The organism is Ruminococcus sp. B05, from assembly GCF_003628495.1.
In the GTDB taxonomy this organism is placed as follows: Bacteria; Bacillota; Clostridia; order Lachnospirales; family Lachnospiraceae; genus Schaedlerella; species Schaedlerella hominis.
Genome location: NZ_RBZR01000001.1, coordinates 564702 through 581226 on the forward strand (window position 1 = coordinate 564702; position 16525 = coordinate 581226).

At 38.2% G+C, this 16525-nt stretch carries 16 protein-coding genes; all 16 read right to left on the reverse strand.

Going from position 1 to position 16525, the window contains the following annotated elements:
- Positions 1–10 precede the first annotated feature (10 nt).
- The 16 genes from D8Q48_RS02445 to D8Q48_RS02520 all read right to left on the reverse strand — a co-directional run bounded on the left by D8Q48_RS02445 (position 11) and on the right by D8Q48_RS02520 (position 16468).
- Positions 11–586, reverse strand: a complete 576-nt coding sequence (locus D8Q48_RS02445) for an electron transport complex protein RnfA (protein WP_022076458.1) — start codon at positions 584–586, stop codon at positions 11–13.
- Entirely contained in the window at positions 583–1302 is a 720-nt protein-coding gene (locus tag D8Q48_RS02450) for an electron transport complex subunit E (RefSeq protein ID WP_117989905.1), read from the reverse strand. Before D8Q48_RS02450 ends, D8Q48_RS02445 begins: the two co-directional genes overlap by 4 nt.
- Entirely contained in the window at positions 1295–1909 is a 615-nt protein-coding gene (locus tag D8Q48_RS02455) for an RnfABCDGE type electron transport complex subunit G (protein ID WP_117989904.1), read from the reverse strand. The genes D8Q48_RS02450 and D8Q48_RS02455 overlap by 8 nt, the downstream gene beginning before the upstream one ends.
- Positions 1909–2841: an RnfABCDGE type electron transport complex subunit D gene (locus D8Q48_RS02460; RefSeq protein WP_117989903.1), complete on the reverse strand. Its 933-nt coding sequence runs from the start codon at positions 2839–2841 to the stop codon at positions 1909–1911. Before D8Q48_RS02460 ends, D8Q48_RS02455 begins: the two co-directional genes overlap by 1 nt.
- A gap of 14 nt (positions 2842–2855) precedes the next feature.
- Entirely contained in the window at positions 2856–4175 is a 1320-nt protein-coding gene (gene rsxC / locus D8Q48_RS02465) for an electron transport complex subunit RsxC (RefSeq protein ID WP_117989902.1), read from the reverse strand.
- Between the two features lie 255 nt (positions 4176–4430).
- On the reverse strand, positions 4431–5513 hold the full coding sequence (rpsA, locus tag D8Q48_RS02470) for a 30S ribosomal protein S1 (protein WP_117989901.1): 1083 nt from the start codon (positions 5511–5513) through the stop codon (positions 4431–4433).
- Positions 5494–6351 carry a 4-hydroxy-3-methylbut-2-enyl diphosphate reductase gene (ispH, locus tag D8Q48_RS02475; protein WP_117989900.1) on the reverse strand — a complete coding sequence of 286 codons (858 nt, stop codon included), beginning with the start codon at positions 6349–6351 and terminating at the stop codon, positions 5494–5496. Before ispH ends, rpsA begins: the two co-directional genes overlap by 20 nt.
- A gap of 9 nt (positions 6352–6360) precedes the next feature.
- Complete coding sequence (cmk, locus tag D8Q48_RS02480; RefSeq protein ID WP_117989899.1) at positions 6361–7017, reverse strand: (d)CMP kinase; 657 nt, start codon at positions 7015–7017, stop codon at positions 6361–6363.
- 23 nt (positions 7018–7040) lie between these two features.
- Complete coding sequence (locus tag D8Q48_RS02485; RefSeq protein ID WP_121055270.1) at positions 7041–8270, reverse strand: NAD(P)/FAD-dependent oxidoreductase; 1230 nt, start codon at positions 8268–8270, stop codon at positions 7041–7043.
- Positions 8271–8327: 57 nt separating this feature from the next.
- Positions 8328–9200: a MurR/RpiR family transcriptional regulator gene (locus D8Q48_RS02490; protein WP_347562276.1), complete on the reverse strand. Its 873-nt coding sequence runs from the start codon at positions 9198–9200 to the stop codon at positions 8328–8330.
- A gap of 63 nt (positions 9201–9263) precedes the next feature.
- Positions 9264–11054, reverse strand: a complete 1791-nt coding sequence (locus D8Q48_RS02495) for an aminopeptidase P family N-terminal domain-containing protein (RefSeq protein ID WP_121055272.1) — start codon at positions 11052–11054, stop codon at positions 9264–9266.
- A gap of 201 nt (positions 11055–11255) precedes the next feature.
- Entirely contained in the window at positions 11256–12671 is a 1416-nt protein-coding gene (locus D8Q48_RS02500) for an oxaloacetate decarboxylase subunit alpha (RefSeq protein WP_022076469.1), read from the reverse strand.
- A gap of 23 nt (positions 12672–12694) precedes the next feature.
- Positions 12695–13846 carry a sodium ion-translocating decarboxylase subunit beta gene (locus D8Q48_RS02505; protein ID WP_022076470.1) on the reverse strand — a complete coding sequence of 384 codons (1152 nt, stop codon included), beginning with the start codon at positions 13844–13846 and terminating at the stop codon, positions 12695–12697.
- 21 nt (positions 13847–13867) lie between these two features.
- Positions 13868–14233, reverse strand: coding sequence for a biotin/lipoyl-containing protein (locus D8Q48_RS02510; protein WP_117989894.1), 366 nt, complete (start codon positions 14231–14233; stop codon positions 13868–13870).
- Positions 14234–14249: 16 nt separating this feature from the next.
- The gene (locus D8Q48_RS02515) at positions 14250–15017 is read right to left on the reverse strand and encodes an OadG family transporter subunit (RefSeq protein ID WP_121055274.1); all 768 of its coding nucleotides are present in this window, start codon (positions 15015–15017) and stop codon (positions 14250–14252) included.
- 14 nt (positions 15018–15031) lie between these two features.
- The gene (locus D8Q48_RS02520; RefSeq protein ID WP_121055276.1) at positions 15032–16468 is read right to left on the reverse strand and encodes a carboxyl transferase domain-containing protein; all 1437 of its coding nucleotides are present in this window, start codon (positions 16466–16468) and stop codon (positions 15032–15034) included.
- Positions 16469–16525 lie beyond the last annotated feature (57 nt).

Genomic DNA, 16525 nt, shown 5'->3' on the forward strand with positions numbered 1-16525 from the left:
ATTTCCCCTCCTAAATCAATCCTGAGAAGCCAAAAAATGCTATCGCCATCAATCCTGCAGTTACAAGCACGATTGGTGTTCCTTTAAATGCTTCCGGAATATCATTGTATTCAATTTTTTCACGAATACCTGCCATCAACACAATTGAGACAAGGAATCCAAATGCTGTTGCAATTCCATTTACAACACCTTCTAAAATTGAATAAGATTTCTGCACATTTGTCAACGCAACACCTAAAACCGCACAGTTTGTTGTAATCAATGGAAGAAATACTCCAAGTGCGTTATATAGTGGAGGCATAACCTTCTTCAAAAACATTTCTACAAACTGAACCAGAGCTGCAATAACTAAAATAAATACGATTGTCTGTAAATATTCAAAGCCTGTCGGAATAAGAATAAATTTGTAGATCAAACCAGTAACAAAGGAAGATATTGTAATAACAAAGATAACGGCACCTCCCATACCTGCCGCAGTCTTTGTGTTCTTTGAAACACCGAGGAACGGACAAATTCCAAGGAACTGACTCAATACGACATTGTTTACAAATGCAGAACCTACTGCAATTAACAATAATTCTTTCATTTCTGTTCCTCCTCTTTCTTATCTGTCTCTATTGTAGTACTACCGCCACACTCCAAACGCTTTCCACAAGATTCACAACCTGCGCCACATCCGATTTTTGCTGCAATTGGATCACCTTTTGCAATCGCTTTTTTCTTCATTACATTTTGCAACGCTGTCAGACATGCCAGAACAAAAAATGCCCCCGGTGCAAGAATAAAAATTGTGATTGGCTGATAAGAATCCGGAAGTATCTGATAATTAAAAAGTGTTCCGGCACCGATTAATTCTCTGACAATACCAATTGATGTTAAACCAAGTGTAAAGCCAAGTCCCATACCAAGTCCATCAAAAATTGATGGAAGAACCGGATTCTTTGAAGCATAGCTTTCTGCTCTTCCAAGAATAATACAGTTTACAACGATCAGAGGGATATATAACCCTAATGAGTCATAAAGACTTGGAACAAATCCTTCGAGAAGAAACTGTACAATTGTTACGAAAGAAGCAACTACCACGATAAACGCCGGCATTCTCACCGAATCCGGAATGATTTTACGAAGCATGGAGATCAACATATTAGATAACACCAATACAACTGTTGTTGAAAGTCCCATACCAACACCATTAATAGCAGATGTTGTAACCGCCAATGTCGGACACATACCAAGCATTAACACGAAGGTAGGGTTTTCTTTGATTAGTCCGTTATATAAACGTTCTGTATATTTATTCATTTACACTACCTCCTAACTCTTCTTGAAAATACGCCAACGCAGAATCTACTGCATTTGTTACTGCATTTGTTGTAATTGTTGCACCACTTAATGCATCAATTTTATCATCTCCTTCTTCTCCTGATTTTGTATAAGAGAATTTTTCAACCTTTTTATCTTTAAACTGATCTTTAAAATCAGCCTCTGTCGCTTTCATACCAAGACCTGCTGTTTCACTGATAGAGAGCATCTCAATACCTTTTACTGTTCCATCTGTCTCAATACCAACTGAAATCTGAATATCTCCGCCATAGCCTTCATGGGATGTAACAGTAATAACATATCCTACAGTTTCTCCTAAACGATCCTGTCCGACAACAACTTCTGAAATATCATCGCTGTCATAGCCTGCTTTTTTCAAAATTTTCTGAGCTTTACTTTCTTTAAAACCTTCTTCATTTACAAATGTATCTGCATCTGCAAGAACTGTTCTGTAGGCTTCTTGTTTTGCATCTTCCTGAGCCTGTGCAATTGGTGTTTTTGTAACTTCATATACCAGACCCAAAAGTGCTCCTGCAACCAATGTGATTGCCATCAAAATCCCTGTATTTTTTATAATCTTATTCATTATTTTTCTCCTCCTTTACCGAATGGTTTTGGAAGAGTAACCTTTTCAATCAATGGGACTAAAAGGTTACTGATAATAATCGCATAAGAAACTCCTTCTGCAGATCCTCCGAACAAACGGAATAATCCAGTCAGCACACCTAGACAGATACCATATACTATCTGTCCGCTTTTTGTAATCGGTGATGTAACATAATCGGTAGCCATAAACCAGGCTCCAAGCATCAAACCACCACCACAAAGATGTGCTGTGATAAACTGCGGATCAAAACCATGTCCACCAAAAATCGAAATGAAAATCACAAATGTTACAATATAAGTACCCGGAATTCTAAGATCAATAATTCCAAGAAGAATCAAAAACATTGCACCGATCATGATTGCAAGTACAGATGTCTCTCCGATTGTTCCACGAATATTTCCTATAAGCATATTCATTGTATTAACAGTTTCTCCTGCCTTCAATTCAGCTAGCGGAGTAGCTCCTGTTACACCATCGTATACAAAATACGTCATCTTTCCTGTAAAAGAAATCAAAAGAAAACATCTGGCTCCTAGTGCCGGGTTCATAAAGTTCTGGCCAAGCCCGCCGAAAAGCTGCTTTACAACCAGGATCGCAAATATTGAGCCTAAGGCTCCCATCCATACAGGAAGTGTAGGTGGAAGGTTTAATGCAAGTAGTAATCCGGTTACAACTGCGCTGAAATCTTTGATTGTAATGTTTTTATGCATTAATCGTTCATAAATATACTCTGTAGCTACCGCCGTTAAAGTTGTAACAACCACAAGTACCCATGCATGTTCATGACGGAAATTATAAATTCCGAAAAAAGTTGCTGGTAACAGTGCGATCACTACCATCAGCATAATATTGCCGGTCGTCACCTTATCCCTAATGTGCGGAGAAGATGATACTTTTAACTGTTCATTCACTGTCTTTCACCTCTCTATTTTTTTCTCTTATTAGCAAGTGCAATTTTTCTCATCGCACCAATGGATTGTTTCAATTGACGTTTTGCCGGACACACATAACTGCAAGAGCCACATTCTACACATTCAAGTCCATTCCATTTCAAAAATGCTTCTTCATTGAATCGCTGAGCAAAATCTGCCAATCTGGATGGTATAATCCGACTAGGACAGACTTCTACACAGCGGCCACAGTTAATACATGCTGATTCAGGACTTGTTGCAACAACATCTTTCTCAAATGCCAGAATAGAAGACGATGTCTTTGTAATTGGAGTATCCAGAGAAATCATTGCAAATCCCATCATCGGACCACCGGAAATCACTTTCTCAGGTGAACAGCTAAAGCCACCTGCTGCCTCGATTACTTCCTGATGATTTGTTCCTAATAATACTTTAAAGTTTCCCGGATGTACCACAGCATCTCCACTGACAGTCACAATTCGTTCCATTAAAGGTTTTCCATTTATAACCGCATTATGGATTCCTACCAATGTTTCCACATTATCTACAATGCATCCTGCATCAGCTGGCAGCATTGATGAATTAATTGCCCGCTTTGTCAGAGCATAAATAAGCTGACGCTCTGCCCCTTGTGGATATTTTGTCTGCAAAATGCGCACTTCCATACGAGGTTCATCTTTAATCGCTTCCTGTAATTTTTCAATACAGTCTTTTTTATTATCTTCTACACCAAAAATTCCTTTTGCATTCTCAAACAATGACAATACAACACGCATACCACTTACTAGTTCTTCTGTATTCTCAAGCATTCTTCTGTAATCTGCCGTAATATACGGCTCACATTCTGCACAGTTTGCTATAATATATTCAATTTTATCTGGTTCCTTCGGTGACAATTTAACACGTGTTGGGAAACCTGCACCTCCCATACCTACGATTCCTGCTTCGCCAATTTTATCGAGAATTTCTTCTTTTGACATTTCTCCTAATGCTTTTGGACAAGAATATTCCACTTCATTATATTCACCATCATTTTCAATCACAATACAATCCACGCTGTTTCCGGTTGGGTTCAAATGTTTTTCTAATGCAAGCACTTTACCTGATACAGATGAATAGATTGGCGCTGAAACAAATCCACCTGCTTCCGCAATCTTCTGCCCCTTTAACACAGCATCTCCCTTTGCGACAACTGCAGTTGCCGGAGCACCTATATGCTGAGACAATGGATAAATCATCTTTCCTGTTGGAATCACGTCTTTAATTGGCTGATCTTTTGCAAGACTTTTACCATCATTTGGATGAATTCCACCTTTAAATGTTAACAATCCCATTCTTTTTTCTCCTTTCCCTTACGTTAATCACAATTTTACTAAATTATGTATACAAAATCCAGTATATTTTGATAAGTCTTTGTATCTTTTGACGTACATAAAGCTGCTTTCGTTTATTTTTAGATTGTGAATTTTTCATCATTTTTGCATTAAAAAAGACCAGCTCCTAACGGATGCCGGTCCTTTACGTTCTTCAAAGAATTCGAAAAGATCTAGCAGACCTCTTCTATTGTATATATCTTTTTACAACTAAAATTATTCTTCTGTCTCTTCCTGAGAATCATCAGCACTCTCAAGTGCTTTCATGCTAAGGCTGATTTTCTTATCTGCTTCATTCAAATCAACGACTTTAGCTGTTATCTCCTGTCCAACTGCAAGAACATCTGAAGGTTTTTCAACATGTGCTCTTGAAATCTGTGATACATGAAGTAATGCATCAACACCTGGTGTCAACTCAACAAATGCTCCGAAGTCTGTCATACGAGCAACTTTACCTGTTACTACTGAACCTACTGCAAATTTTTCTGAAGCATCAGCCCATGGATTTGTCTCTGGGAATTTCAGGCTAAGTGCAATCTTAGTATCATTGATATCTTTAATAAGAACTTTTACTGTATCTCCTACATGGAATACTTTCTTAGGGTTCTCAACTCTTCCCCAAGACATCTCTGAAATATGGAGTAAACCATCAACACCACCAAGGTCGATAAATGCACCGAAATCAGTTACATTTTTAACTGTTCCTTCTACTACATCACCAACATTCAGTTTTGCAAAAAGTTCTTTCTGTTTTTCAGCTCTCTCTGCAACAAGAAGCTGTCTTCTATCACCGATAACACGGTTTCTTCTTGGATTGAACTCACTGATCACGAACTCGATTTCCTGTCCATCGTATTTGCTCAAATCTTTTTCATAAGAATCAGATACCAGACTTGCTGGGATAAATACTCTTGCACCTTCAACTTCTGCACAAAGTCCACCACCAAGGATCTGTGTTACAGTTGCTTTTAATACCTCTTTGTTCTCAAAAGCTTCTTTTAATCTTTCGTTACCTTTTTCAGCTGCAAGTCTCTTATATGTCAGTAACACCTGACCTTCACCGTCATTTACTTTTAAAACCTTTACAGTCATAGCATCTCCAACTTTTACTGCTTCAGTTAAGTCTACAGACTGATCATTAGAGTACTCGCTCTTTGTAATAATACCATCGGCTTTATATCCGATATTAAGGATAATCTCTTCAGGTTTCACATCGATAACTGTACCCTCTACAACCTCTCCATTATGAATTGTTTTGAATGACTCATCTAACATTTGTTCAAAAGATAATTCTGACATTATTTTGAACCTCCTCAATTATATTGTTGGGCGTGGATGCCCCTGCTGTAATACCTACTGTTTCCACTGACCCTAATTGATTCATATCCAAATCGTCAAGTGTCTGTATGTAGTACGTATCTTTACATGCGTTTTTGCATATTTCAAATAACTTCTGGGTATTGGAACTATGTTTATCACCAATCACAATCATAGCATCCACCTCTTCTGCAATGCATTGTGCCTCTGTCTGGCGCTCCTTTGTAGCATTACAGATTGTATTTAAAACACTTACATCATAACTCTTTTTTAAAATAATTTCAACTAATTCTTTAAATTTATTGTAATTAAATGTCGTTTGAGAAACAACACAGACCTTTTCATTTTCCGGAATTATCAACTTTTCTATATCTTCTTTCGTTTGTACTACTGCTACTTTTGTACCGGCCCAGCCACGAATCCCCTCTACTTCCGGATGCTGTGGGTTTCCTACTATAATTATATAATTTCCTTTTGTGCTTTCTTTTTGTACAATATTATGAATCTTTTTCACAAAAGGGCAGGTTGCATCTACAATCTTGATTCCTTTCGCATTTAACTTGTCATAAATTGCTTTCTCCACTCCGTGCGAACGGATAATAACCGTTCCTTCTGTCAATGCATCCAGTTCTGCTTCACTTTGAAGTACGATAACTCCTTTTTGTTTCATATCTTTTACAACTTCTTCATTATGAATGATCGGACCGTATGTGTATATCGTTGTAAATTCCGAAGCATTTTCTAGTTGTTCATATACGGTATCCACTGCACGTTTTACACCAAAACAAAATCCTGCTGTTTTTGCACGAATAACTTCCATACGTTCCTCCTATTTGCAATAGCTGCAGATAGTTTTTACGACTTCATCAATTGTCATTTCTGAACTATCTACCAAAATTGCATCTTCCGCTTGTTTTAATGGAGCAATCTCACGATTCATATCGCGTTCATCACGTTCTTTGATGTCTTGCGCGATTTCTTCATACACACAGGTTTCCCCTTTTTCCAGAAGTTCTTTGTACCTGCGTGTTGCTCTTGTTTCAACACTCGCTGTCAGATAAATTTTCACATCTGCATTCGGAAGAATATTTGTACCAATATCACGTCCATCCATAATAACATCTTTTTCTCTTGCCAGTGTTCTTTGAAGCTCTAATAATTTCTCACGTACTGCCGGAATTGCCGATGTTTTAGAAGCCATATTACCAACTTCTTCTGTCCTAAGCATAGTTGTTACATTTTCCCCATTGAGATAAATCTGCTGTACACCGTTTTCATAAGCGATACTTACTTCTGCATCTTTGCAGGCTTCAACGATTCCTTTAATATCCTCAGCCTTAATTTTCTTTTTTATAAAGTGAATTGCAAGCCCTCTGTACATTGCACCTGTATCTACATAAATATATCCTTTTTCTTTTGCAACGAGCTTTGCAATCGTACTCTTTCCTGCTCCTGCCGGGCCGTCAATTGCTACATTATATCCCATTTCTGCTTCCTCTTTCTTAATATTTATTGTATCGAAATTCCCGCTAAATATCCTGTGGACCAGGCAATCTGTAAATTAAATCCACCTGTCAATGCGTCAAGGTCTAATACCTCTCCTGCATAATATAATCCTGAAATTTTTTTCGATTCCATCGTTCCAGGATCAATATCCTTCACGCTCACTCCGCCTTTTGTGATAATTGCTTCATTATAACTACGCAATCCCGTTAATGTCATTTTAAAATTCTTTATCAGATCAACAAAGCAAAGTCTCTCTTCCTTTGAAATTTCATTTACTTTCTTCTCTGGCGAAATTCCACTTAGCTCTATCATAATAGGTTTAAGTTTTGCCGGAAACAACTTATCTACTGCGTTTTTAAATTGTTTATTTTTATTTTCTTCAAAGTCCCTCAAAACTCTCTGGTCTAGTTGTTCTCTGCTTAGTGCCGGTTTTAAATCAATCTTCAGTGTAAGTTCTTTATCTTGCAATTTTTTCCCGACGACACTACTTGCACTGATAATGATCGGACCACTTACGCCATAATGTGTAAATAGCATCTCGCCAAATTCCTCATATAATTTCTTATTGCCATCTAAAATTGTCCCTTGGATATTTCGAAGCGATAATCCTTGCAATTCTTTTGCATACCATTCTTTTACTTCCATAGGCACAAGTGATGGATATAATTCCGTTACCTTATGCCCTGTTTTTTCTGCAAAACGATATCCATCTCCCGTAGACCCTGTAGATGCATAAGAAATTCCTCCTGTTGCAACAACGCAGGCATCTCCAGAAACTTTCTTTCTATTTTTCAAAACAATACCTGTAAACTTTTCATGTTCCACCAGTACATCTTTTACTTCAGTACATAAATGTATTTCTACACCTAATCGCTCTAATTCATGCTTCAATGCATTAATAATATCAGACGAATGATCTGACTGAGGAAATACTCTGTTTCCTCTTTCCACTTTTAATCGAACGCCTAATTCTTCAAAGAAATCCATTGCCTGTTCATTGGTAAAGCTATAAAAAGCACTGTATAAAAATTTGGGATTACTCTTTACTGCATCAAATAACGCATCCATATCTCCTGCATTTGTTACATTACAGCGGCCTTTTCCAGTTATGAATAACTTTTTTCCAATTTTTTCATTTTTCTCAAAGAGTTCTACCCGATGTCCGTTTCTTGCTGCAAAAATTGCCGCAACAGTTCCGGCTGCTCCTCCTCCTATAACTATTACTTTACTCATATACTTCCATTATCCTATCTTCTATATTTCTTTGAATACCACATTTAACAGGTACTCTTACACTTCAGAATTATCCTCGATGCGATTCAGTTCATCTCCGCTGTAAACCTGGTATTCACCCCAAATCTGTTCTAATGTCTCAAGTGTTCCTATTACTTCTTCCTGTTTTTTCATACATAATGCAACTATTAATGCATTCACCACACTCAATGGTGCTACCAAAGAATCTACGATTGATGCCATATCGCTTCGTGCAATCAGATTACATGAAGAATATATATTTATCGGTGAATGGACACTGTCCGTCAATGTAATAATTTTTGCTTTGCGTTTACTGGCAAATTCCAATGCTTTCAATGTTCTTTGAGAATATCTAGGAAAACTGATCCCTATAATCACATCTTCTTCTCCAATTCGAATCAGTTGTTCAAAAATCTCACTTGAGCTGTTTGTATTTACCGCAATTACATTATCACAAAGCAAATTCAAATAGAAACTCATAAAAGCTGCCAATGGTGCACAACTTCGAATCCCGAGCACATATATTTTTCTTGCATTTAAAATAGTATCAATCGCTTGATTGAAGGCTAAGTGATCAATCCCATTCAATGTCTGTTTTATTTTTTCAATATCTGATTGAAGCACCGTTTCCAAAATTTGAGACTGACTAATTCTTCCATATGTCACTTTCATTCGTTGAATAGAATTCAATCTGTTCCTCACCAGTTCTTCTAATGCTTTTTGAAATTCCGGATACCCTTTATATCCAAGCTGTGTTGCAAAACGCACCACCGTAGATTCGCTGACGCCTACTACTTCTCCTAATCTCGCAGCAGTCAAAAATACTGCTTTATCATAATTATCCAGCACATATTCCGCCACACGTTTCTGTCCTTTACTGAGATCTCGATATTTTTCCTCTATTCTCATCTGCAATTCATTTGTACTGTTTTCGACCACTTTGAAATCCTCTTTTTCTTTCATGTTAATTATTTAAACTTCTCTTGTATAAAGCTTAAGCCATTCTTTTTCTTCATCATTTAAATATGGAGAAACTGTACTATAAACGTCTTTATGATATGCATTTAACAGTTCTTTTTCTTCAGTTGTCATAATTGTAGCATCAATTGCATCCAGATCGATTGGAACAAAAGTCAACATCTCAAATTTCATAAACTGACCATATTCATTTGACACATCTTTCTTTACCAGCAATTCATTTTCAATTCGCACACCATGAGAGCCTTCAATATACAATCCCGGCTCATCTGTAATCACCATGTGCTCTTCTAACGGATGATTGTTATCTTGATTAAACTTCCATTGGAAGCGCTGTGGTTCCTCATGAATGTTTGCTAAATATCCAACACCATGTCCTGTTCCATGGTTATAGTTTAAATGTTGACGCCAGAATGGTTCACGTGCAATACAATCAAGATTCATTCCTGTACAACCATACAAAAATGTAGTTCCAGCCAATTTCAGCATACTAATTGCCACTGTTGTGAAATGACGCTTTTCCTCAGCTGACACCTCTCCAAGAGCTATTGTTCTCGTAATATCTGTAGAGCCTTCCCAATAGTTTCCGCCTGTATCACTAAGCAGCAATCCTTCTGGTCTTAATTCCACATCAGTTTCCTCTGTTGCAGAATAATGAACGATTGCACCATGCTCTTTATATGCACTGATTGGTCCAAAACTTGGCCACAAATATCCTTCCTGCTCTGCACGAAAGGCTGCCAGTTTATCTGAAGCACTAATTTCTGTAATCTTTTCTTTTCCAACATGTTTTTTCAGCCAATACATGTATTTTGTATGAGCCACGCCATCTTTTATATGTGCATTTCGAATATTCTCAACTTCTATATCGTTCTTAACCGCCTTCATTAGAATAATTGGATTTTCTTCTTTTACAACTTTAACTTCTTTTGGAATGTTATTAAACAAAGCATAATTCACCTGTCTTGGATCTACCATTACAGTCTCGCTTTCAGATATTTCCTTCACTCTCTGATAAACAGAATCATATGCATATACTTTTACATGATTATCTTGTAAATGCATTTTTAATTCCTCATCTAATTTTTCCGCATCTACATATAATTCCACTTCGTCCATTTTAACAATTGCATAACTTAACAGCAGTGGAGAATACTCTACATCGTCACCACGCATATTAAGCATCCAGTCAATATCATCCAGACTTGCAAGAATCTGCATTGTTGCATTATGTTCTTTCATCACCTTACGTATTCTTGTAAGTTTTGATTCTACACTTTCACCTGCATAATTCAATGGAAGTAAAAACGCTGGTTTCTTTGACATCTCTGGTCGATTACTCCAAAGTTCTCCTACCAAATCATATTCATATATAATGTTTCCGTTCTTTTCTTCTACGATTTCTGCAAAATGTTCACCTTCTTGCTGCCCAATGGTTCTTCCGTCAAATCCGAGAACTTCATTTTCTTTTAATTTTGCTTTTAAAAACTCCTCGATTGTAGGAACTTCTGGTTCTCCCATCTTCATCAGTTGAACTCCTGTCCCTTTTAACTGTGTAGCTGCCTGTAAGAAATAACGTCCATCAGTCCACAAGTATGTACTATTTTTTGTCACAACTGCAGTTCCTGCTGATCCGGTAAAGCCAGTTAAAAATTCACGTTCTTTAAAATAATCCCCCACATATTCGCTCTGATGATAATCTGCTGTCGGAACAACATATATGTCTATTTTATGCTTCTTCATAAGCTCTTGGAAATTTGCAATTCTATCTGCAACCTGATTCATTTCAATTACCTCTCTTTCATTCTCTTTTCAGGCAAATCTATTCTAATATGATATTATATCAAGCCTGAACCACATTATTTTTATTATAACATATTTCTTTGCTTTTTTACCAATTAAAATATTTGTCTGTATCACCTATATTTTCTTCAAAGAAAAAGGGTCCCTTTCGAACCGAAAGCGACCCTGATATTTTACTTATTCTTATACTGGATATGCTCCATTTTCTGTATCTGCAACTGTTGCATCTACTTTTGTCTGCTGTGCTTCTCTGTATTTAAAGAAATCAATAGCTACCTGTGGGAATAATGCATATGTCAATACATCTTCGTCCTGCTGAATGTACTGTGCACACTCTTTACGAAGTGTATCAAGCTCATCAGGAATCAAATCTGCCGGACGGCATGTAATGATTTCCGCATCCTCTCCGATAACTTTCTTCTGTACTTCTGGATTAACCGGTTTTGCAGTCTTTCCATATTTTCCAGCAAGAACATCTTTTGTTTCTTTTGTAGCCATCTTATAACGTTCACCCATCAATACATTGAATACAGCCTGTGTACCAACAATCTGTGAAGAAGGTGTTACAAGTGGTGGCTCACCAAGATCTTTACGTACACGTGGTACTTCTTCCAATACATCATAGAACTTGTCTTCTGCTCCCTGCTCAGCAAGCTGTGATGTCAGGTTTGAAAGCATACCGCCTGGCACCTGGTAAAGAAGAGTCTTGATATTTACACCAAGGTTCTTTGGATTGAGCAGACCACTGTCTAACGCTTCATCGCGAATAGGTCTGAAGTAATCAGCGATTTCAGAAAGTAATGTCTGATCTAAGCCTGTGTCATACTCTGTTCCCTTAAATGTCTCAACCATAACCTCTGTAGCCGGCTGTGATGTTCCCATTGCAAATGGAGAAATTGCTGTATCAATAATGTCAGCACCTGCCTCTACAGATTTCAAATATGTCATTGATGCAACACCGGATGTGTAATGTGTATGCATCTCGATTGGAATATTTACTGTATCTTTTAATGCCTGTACAAGTTCTGTTGCTTTGTAAGGTACAAGAAGACCAGCCATATCTTTAACACAGATAGAGTTTGCACCCATATCCTCGATTCTCTTTGCAAGATCTTTCCAGTATTCCAGTGTATACGCATCACCCAATGTATAAGACATTGCTACCTGAGCATGTGCTTTTTCTTTGTTTGCTGCTGTAACTGCTGTCTGTAAGTTACGGATATCATTCATACAGTCGAAAATACGAATGATATCAATTCCGTTTGCAACAGATTTCTGAACGAAATATTCTACAACATCATCTGCATATGGACGATATCCAAGGATATTCTGTCCACGGAATAACATCTGTAATTTTGTATTTTTAAATCCATCTCTGAATTTACGAAGTCTCTCCCATGGATCTTCTTTTAAGAAACGAAGGGAAGCATCAAATGTAGCTCCTCCCCAACACTCTACTGCATGGTATCCGACTTTATCCATTTTCTCTACGATTGGCAGCATCTGTTCTGTTGTCATTCTTGTAGCAATCAGAGACTGATGAGCATCACGCAGAATTGTTTCTGTAATTTTAACTGGTTTTTTTACAACTTCTGCCATTGTATTTGTCCTCCACTAATATTCTACTTCACACCGAAGATGGCCATAAATGTTCCGGCTGCAACTGCTGTACCGATAACTCCGGCAACGTTTGGTCCCATTGCATGCATCAGCAAGAAGTTTGTAGGATCTGCTTCTGCACCAACTTTCTGAGAAACACGTGCTGCCATAGGAACGGCAGATACACCTGCTGAACCGATCAGTGGATTTACCTTTCCACCTGTAGCCTTACACATAATCTTACCAAAGACAACACCTGCTGCTGTACCAAATGCAAATGCGATCAAACCAAGGATTACAATTTTGATTGTATCCCAGTTCAGAAATGCTTCCGCACTTGTTGTAGCACCTACTGATGTACCAAGCAAGATAACAACGATGTACATCAATGCGTTAGAAGCTGTATCTGAAAGCTGTCTAACAACACCTGATTCTTTGAACAGGTTACCAAGCATCAGCATACCAACCAATGGAGCTGTTGTTGGAAGAATTGTACATACTACGATTGTAACAATAATCGGGAACAAAATTCTCTCCAATTTTGATACCGGACGGAGCTGTTCCATTTTAATTTTACGCTCTTTCTCTGTTGTAAGGAGCTTCATAATTGGTGGCTGAATAATTGGTACCAATGACATATATGAATATGCTGCTACCGCAATTGGTCCCATAATTGCAGTCTGTGACAATTTACCTGCAAGGAAGATGGATGTTGGTCCATCAGCTCCACCGATGATAGAAATCGCTGCTGCCGCTTTATCAGAGAATCCCATAGCCATAGCTCCAAGGTAAGCTGCAAAAATACCAAACTGTGCTGCTGCTCCGAGAAGGAAACTCTTTGGGTTAGCGATCAATGGTCCGAAATCTGTCATAGCTCCAACACCAAGGAAAATCAATGATGGGAGAATTGACCACTCATCTAATACATAAAAGTAATAAAGAAGTCCACCTGTTCCATTTGCCGCATCTTCTGCATGGAGCATAATATCCGGATAGATATTAACAAGCAACATACCAAATGCGATTGGAACAAGCAGCAACGGCTCAAAGCCATGTCTGATTGCTAAATATAAGAACACACATGCAACTGCAATCATGATCAGGTTACCAAATGTAAGATTCATAAATGCCGTCTGCTGCACGAGGTTCGATAGCGTATTTGAAATATATTCCATTTTTCAAACCTCCTGGTCTAACTAGTTTAATGTAGCTAAAACTGCTCCTGATTCTACGGCATCTCCTACTGCTACATCAATACTAGCAACTGTACCAGCCTCTGGGGCAACTACTGGGATTTCCATCTTCATAGCTTCAATGATAACAACTGTATCACCAGCTTCTACTTTCTGTCCAACACTTGCTTCTACTTTAAATACTTTACCTGCTGCTCCTGCTTTAACCTGAATGCTTCCTGCTCCGGCTGCTTTAGCTGGTGCTTTAGCAGGTGCTGCAACTGGTGCTGCTGCAACTGGCGCTGCTGCAACTGGTGCTGCTCCTGCACCTTTTTCTTCTACTGTTACGTCATATACATTGCCATTTACTGTAATTGTATAATTTTTCATCCTTGTATCCTCCTGATTAACTCCACTTATTGGATTTTCTTCTCTTAATAGAACGAACAACAAAACCGTCTGTTGAAGTTCCCTCTGATGCTGCAATTGCTGCTGAAATTACAGCAATAAGCTCGCTGTCATCTGTTGCCGGTACCACTTCAACCGGTGCCGGTGTTGCTGAAGTTTCTTTCTTTGTTTCAGCCTGTGGTTTTTTACTAAACTTATTCTGAATTGCAGGAATAAATTTAAACAGGGAAATGATAAATGAGATAAAAATCAATACAACAAATACAGTTCCCATACCTAACAATGTGTTAAGTCCTGCTTTTTTCAAAATCTCAGCCATGCCATAATGACCATTAACTGTGATGCTTTCCATGTTCATCTTCTCGTTAAATGTGAATTCCAGGTCACCATCTCTTGTTTCACCTTTAAAAGGTACTGTCAAAGTAGCACTGCTATTCTTTACTGTCAGCTCATAATCGCCAAGATCTGAGATTGTACCGCACTCATCCAAACCTGCTTCCCAAGCTTCGATCATTGATTTGAAATCATCAGCTGCAATTGGAAGACCTGACTGCAGTAATGTCAGGTTTAATTCCAAATCTGACATATCAGCAAACTGATTCAAATTCTCCTGGGACATATTACTGAAGCTTGTAACGATTGTATCAGCATACTGTTCCATCGTAGCCTGATCATATTCTGCCTCTTCACTAGCCTTGCTTCCACATCCTGCGAGACTCAAAACTAAAATGAGGACAAGTCCTAATAAACTGATTTTTTTCTTCACTTTGCCTCACCTCACTAAACCGTACCGTGTTTTTTGTCCGGACGATCCTCTCTCTTTGTGAACAACATCTCGAATGCTCCGATTACATATTTTCTTGTATCTGCTGCTTCGATGATTGCATCAACATATCCTCTTCTTGCTGCAGACATTGGGCTTGACTGAAGTTCTTTATACTCTGCTGCTTTCTCTTTCAATGTATCTGCGTCAGCACCTTCATACATGATCTTAGCAGCCATAGTTGCATCCATCATTCCAACTTCTGCTGTTGGCCATGCAAATACCATATCTGCTCCGATTGATTTACTATTCATTGCAACATAAGCACTTCCGAATGCCTTACCAACGATTACGTTTACTTTTGGAACTGTTGCATTTGCAAATGCATATGTGAGTTTTGCAACGCTTCTTGCCATATCTTTCTCAGCTTCTTTTGTTGCCTCAAACCCTGTCACACTTGTCAGTGTAAGTACCGGGATAGAGAATGCATCACAGAAATTAATGAAGTCTGTTGCTTTCTTGCATCCGTCAACTGTAAGAACTGCGTCAAAGCTTTCTGCATTTCCTTCAGCGTCATATACTTTAGAACGGTTTGCAACAGCTCCGACTGTCATACCATTCAAACGGATAAATCCTGTCACCATCTCTTTTGCATAATCTTTTTTTGTCTCGAAGAATACATTGTTATCAGCGATTGTTGCAAGTGCAATACCTGTATCCTCTGCTGCATTTGCAAGATCAGCGCAGACACGATTCAAATCATCTGTACATTCTTCGTATGAAGCATCATCTTCATTGTTTGAAGGAATCATGCTAATCAGTGTACGGATCTGTCCAAGAATTTCTGCCTCAGTTCCGATTCCATCAACAAGACCTGCTGTCTCACTCTGATATGCTGCACTTGCTGTATCACATTTAGAAACTTCGTTTCCTTCCAAAGCATTTGGTGAATTTACAAAAAGCTTTCCTTCTTTGCTTTCCATAAATGTAAAATCTGTAAGTCCTGGAACAACTGCCAATCCGCCACCACACATTCCAAAGATTGCTGTGATCTGTGGTACAACACCTGAAGCCATTGTCTGTTTATGATACAGGCTTCCAAATGCCTCTAGTGCGTCTGTCGCTTCCTGAAGTCTAAGTCCTGCACAATCCACAAGACCGATTACAGGTGCTCCCATTTTCATTGCCATATCGTATATGTTTGCGATTTTTTTTGCATGCATTTCTCCGATAGCACCTTTTAATACTGTAGCATCCTGACTGTATACATACACAAGATTGCCATCGATCACTCCATAACCGGTAATAACGCCGTCAGACGGAGTTTCTTTTGTCTGTAAGTTAAAATCTGTATTTCTTGCTGTTACAGCACCACCGATTTCAACAAAGCTTCCCTGATCAAGCATTGCGGCAATTCTTCTGCTTGCTGGGTTTCCAGTTGCATTGTAGCTCATATTCTAGCCCTCCATATTGTAAATATTTTTAAAATAAACCAAAATTTTTGCCTATTC

Coding starts and splice junctions, on each gene's coding strand:
- D8Q48_RS02455 (WP_117989904.1), bottom strand. CDS start 1,909: ATGAATAAGATTATAAAAAATACAGGGATTTTGATGGCAATCACATTG.
- D8Q48_RS02510 (WP_117989894.1), bottom strand. CDS start 14,233: ATGAAAAATTATACAATTACAGTAAATGGCAATGTATATGACGTAACA.
- rpsA (WP_117989901.1), bottom strand. CDS start 5,513: ATGTCAGAATTATCTTTTGAACAAATGTTAGATGAGTCATTCAAAACA.
- D8Q48_RS02445 (WP_022076458.1), bottom strand. CDS start 586: ATGAAAGAATTATTGTTAATTGCAGTAGGTTCTGCATTTGTAAACAAT.
- rsxC (WP_117989902.1), bottom strand. CDS start 4,175: ATGGGATTGTTAACATTTAAAGGTGGAATTCATCCAAATGATGGTAAA.
- D8Q48_RS02450 (WP_117989905.1), bottom strand. CDS start 1,302: ATGAATAAATATACAGAACGTTTATATAACGGACTAATCAAAGAAAAC.
- D8Q48_RS02495 (WP_121055272.1), bottom strand. CDS start 11,054: ATGAATCAGGTTGCAGATAGAATTGCAAATTTCCAAGAGCTTATGAAG.
- D8Q48_RS02505 (WP_022076470.1), bottom strand. CDS start 13,846: ATGGAATATATTTCAAATACGCTATCGAACCTCGTGCAGCAGACGGCA.
- D8Q48_RS02500 (WP_022076469.1), bottom strand. CDS start 12,671: ATGGCAGAAGTTGTAAAAAAACCAGTTAAAATTACAGAAACAATTCTG.
- D8Q48_RS02520 (WP_121055276.1), bottom strand. CDS start 16,468: ATGAGCTACAATGCAACTGGAAACCCAGCAAGCAGAAGAATTGCCGCA.
- D8Q48_RS02490 (WP_347562276.1), bottom strand. CDS start 9,200: ATGAGAATAGAGGAAAAATATCGAGATCTCAGTAAAGGACAGAAACGT.
- ispH (WP_117989900.1), bottom strand. CDS start 6,351: ATGGAAGTTATTCGTGCAAAAACAGCAGGATTTTGTTTTGGTGTAAAA.
- cmk (WP_117989899.1), bottom strand. CDS start 7,017: ATGGGATATAATGTAGCAATTGACGGCCCGGCAGGAGCAGGAAAGAGT.
- D8Q48_RS02485 (WP_121055270.1), bottom strand. CDS start 8,270: ATGAGTAAAGTAATAGTTATAGGAGGAGGAGCAGCCGGAACTGTTGCG.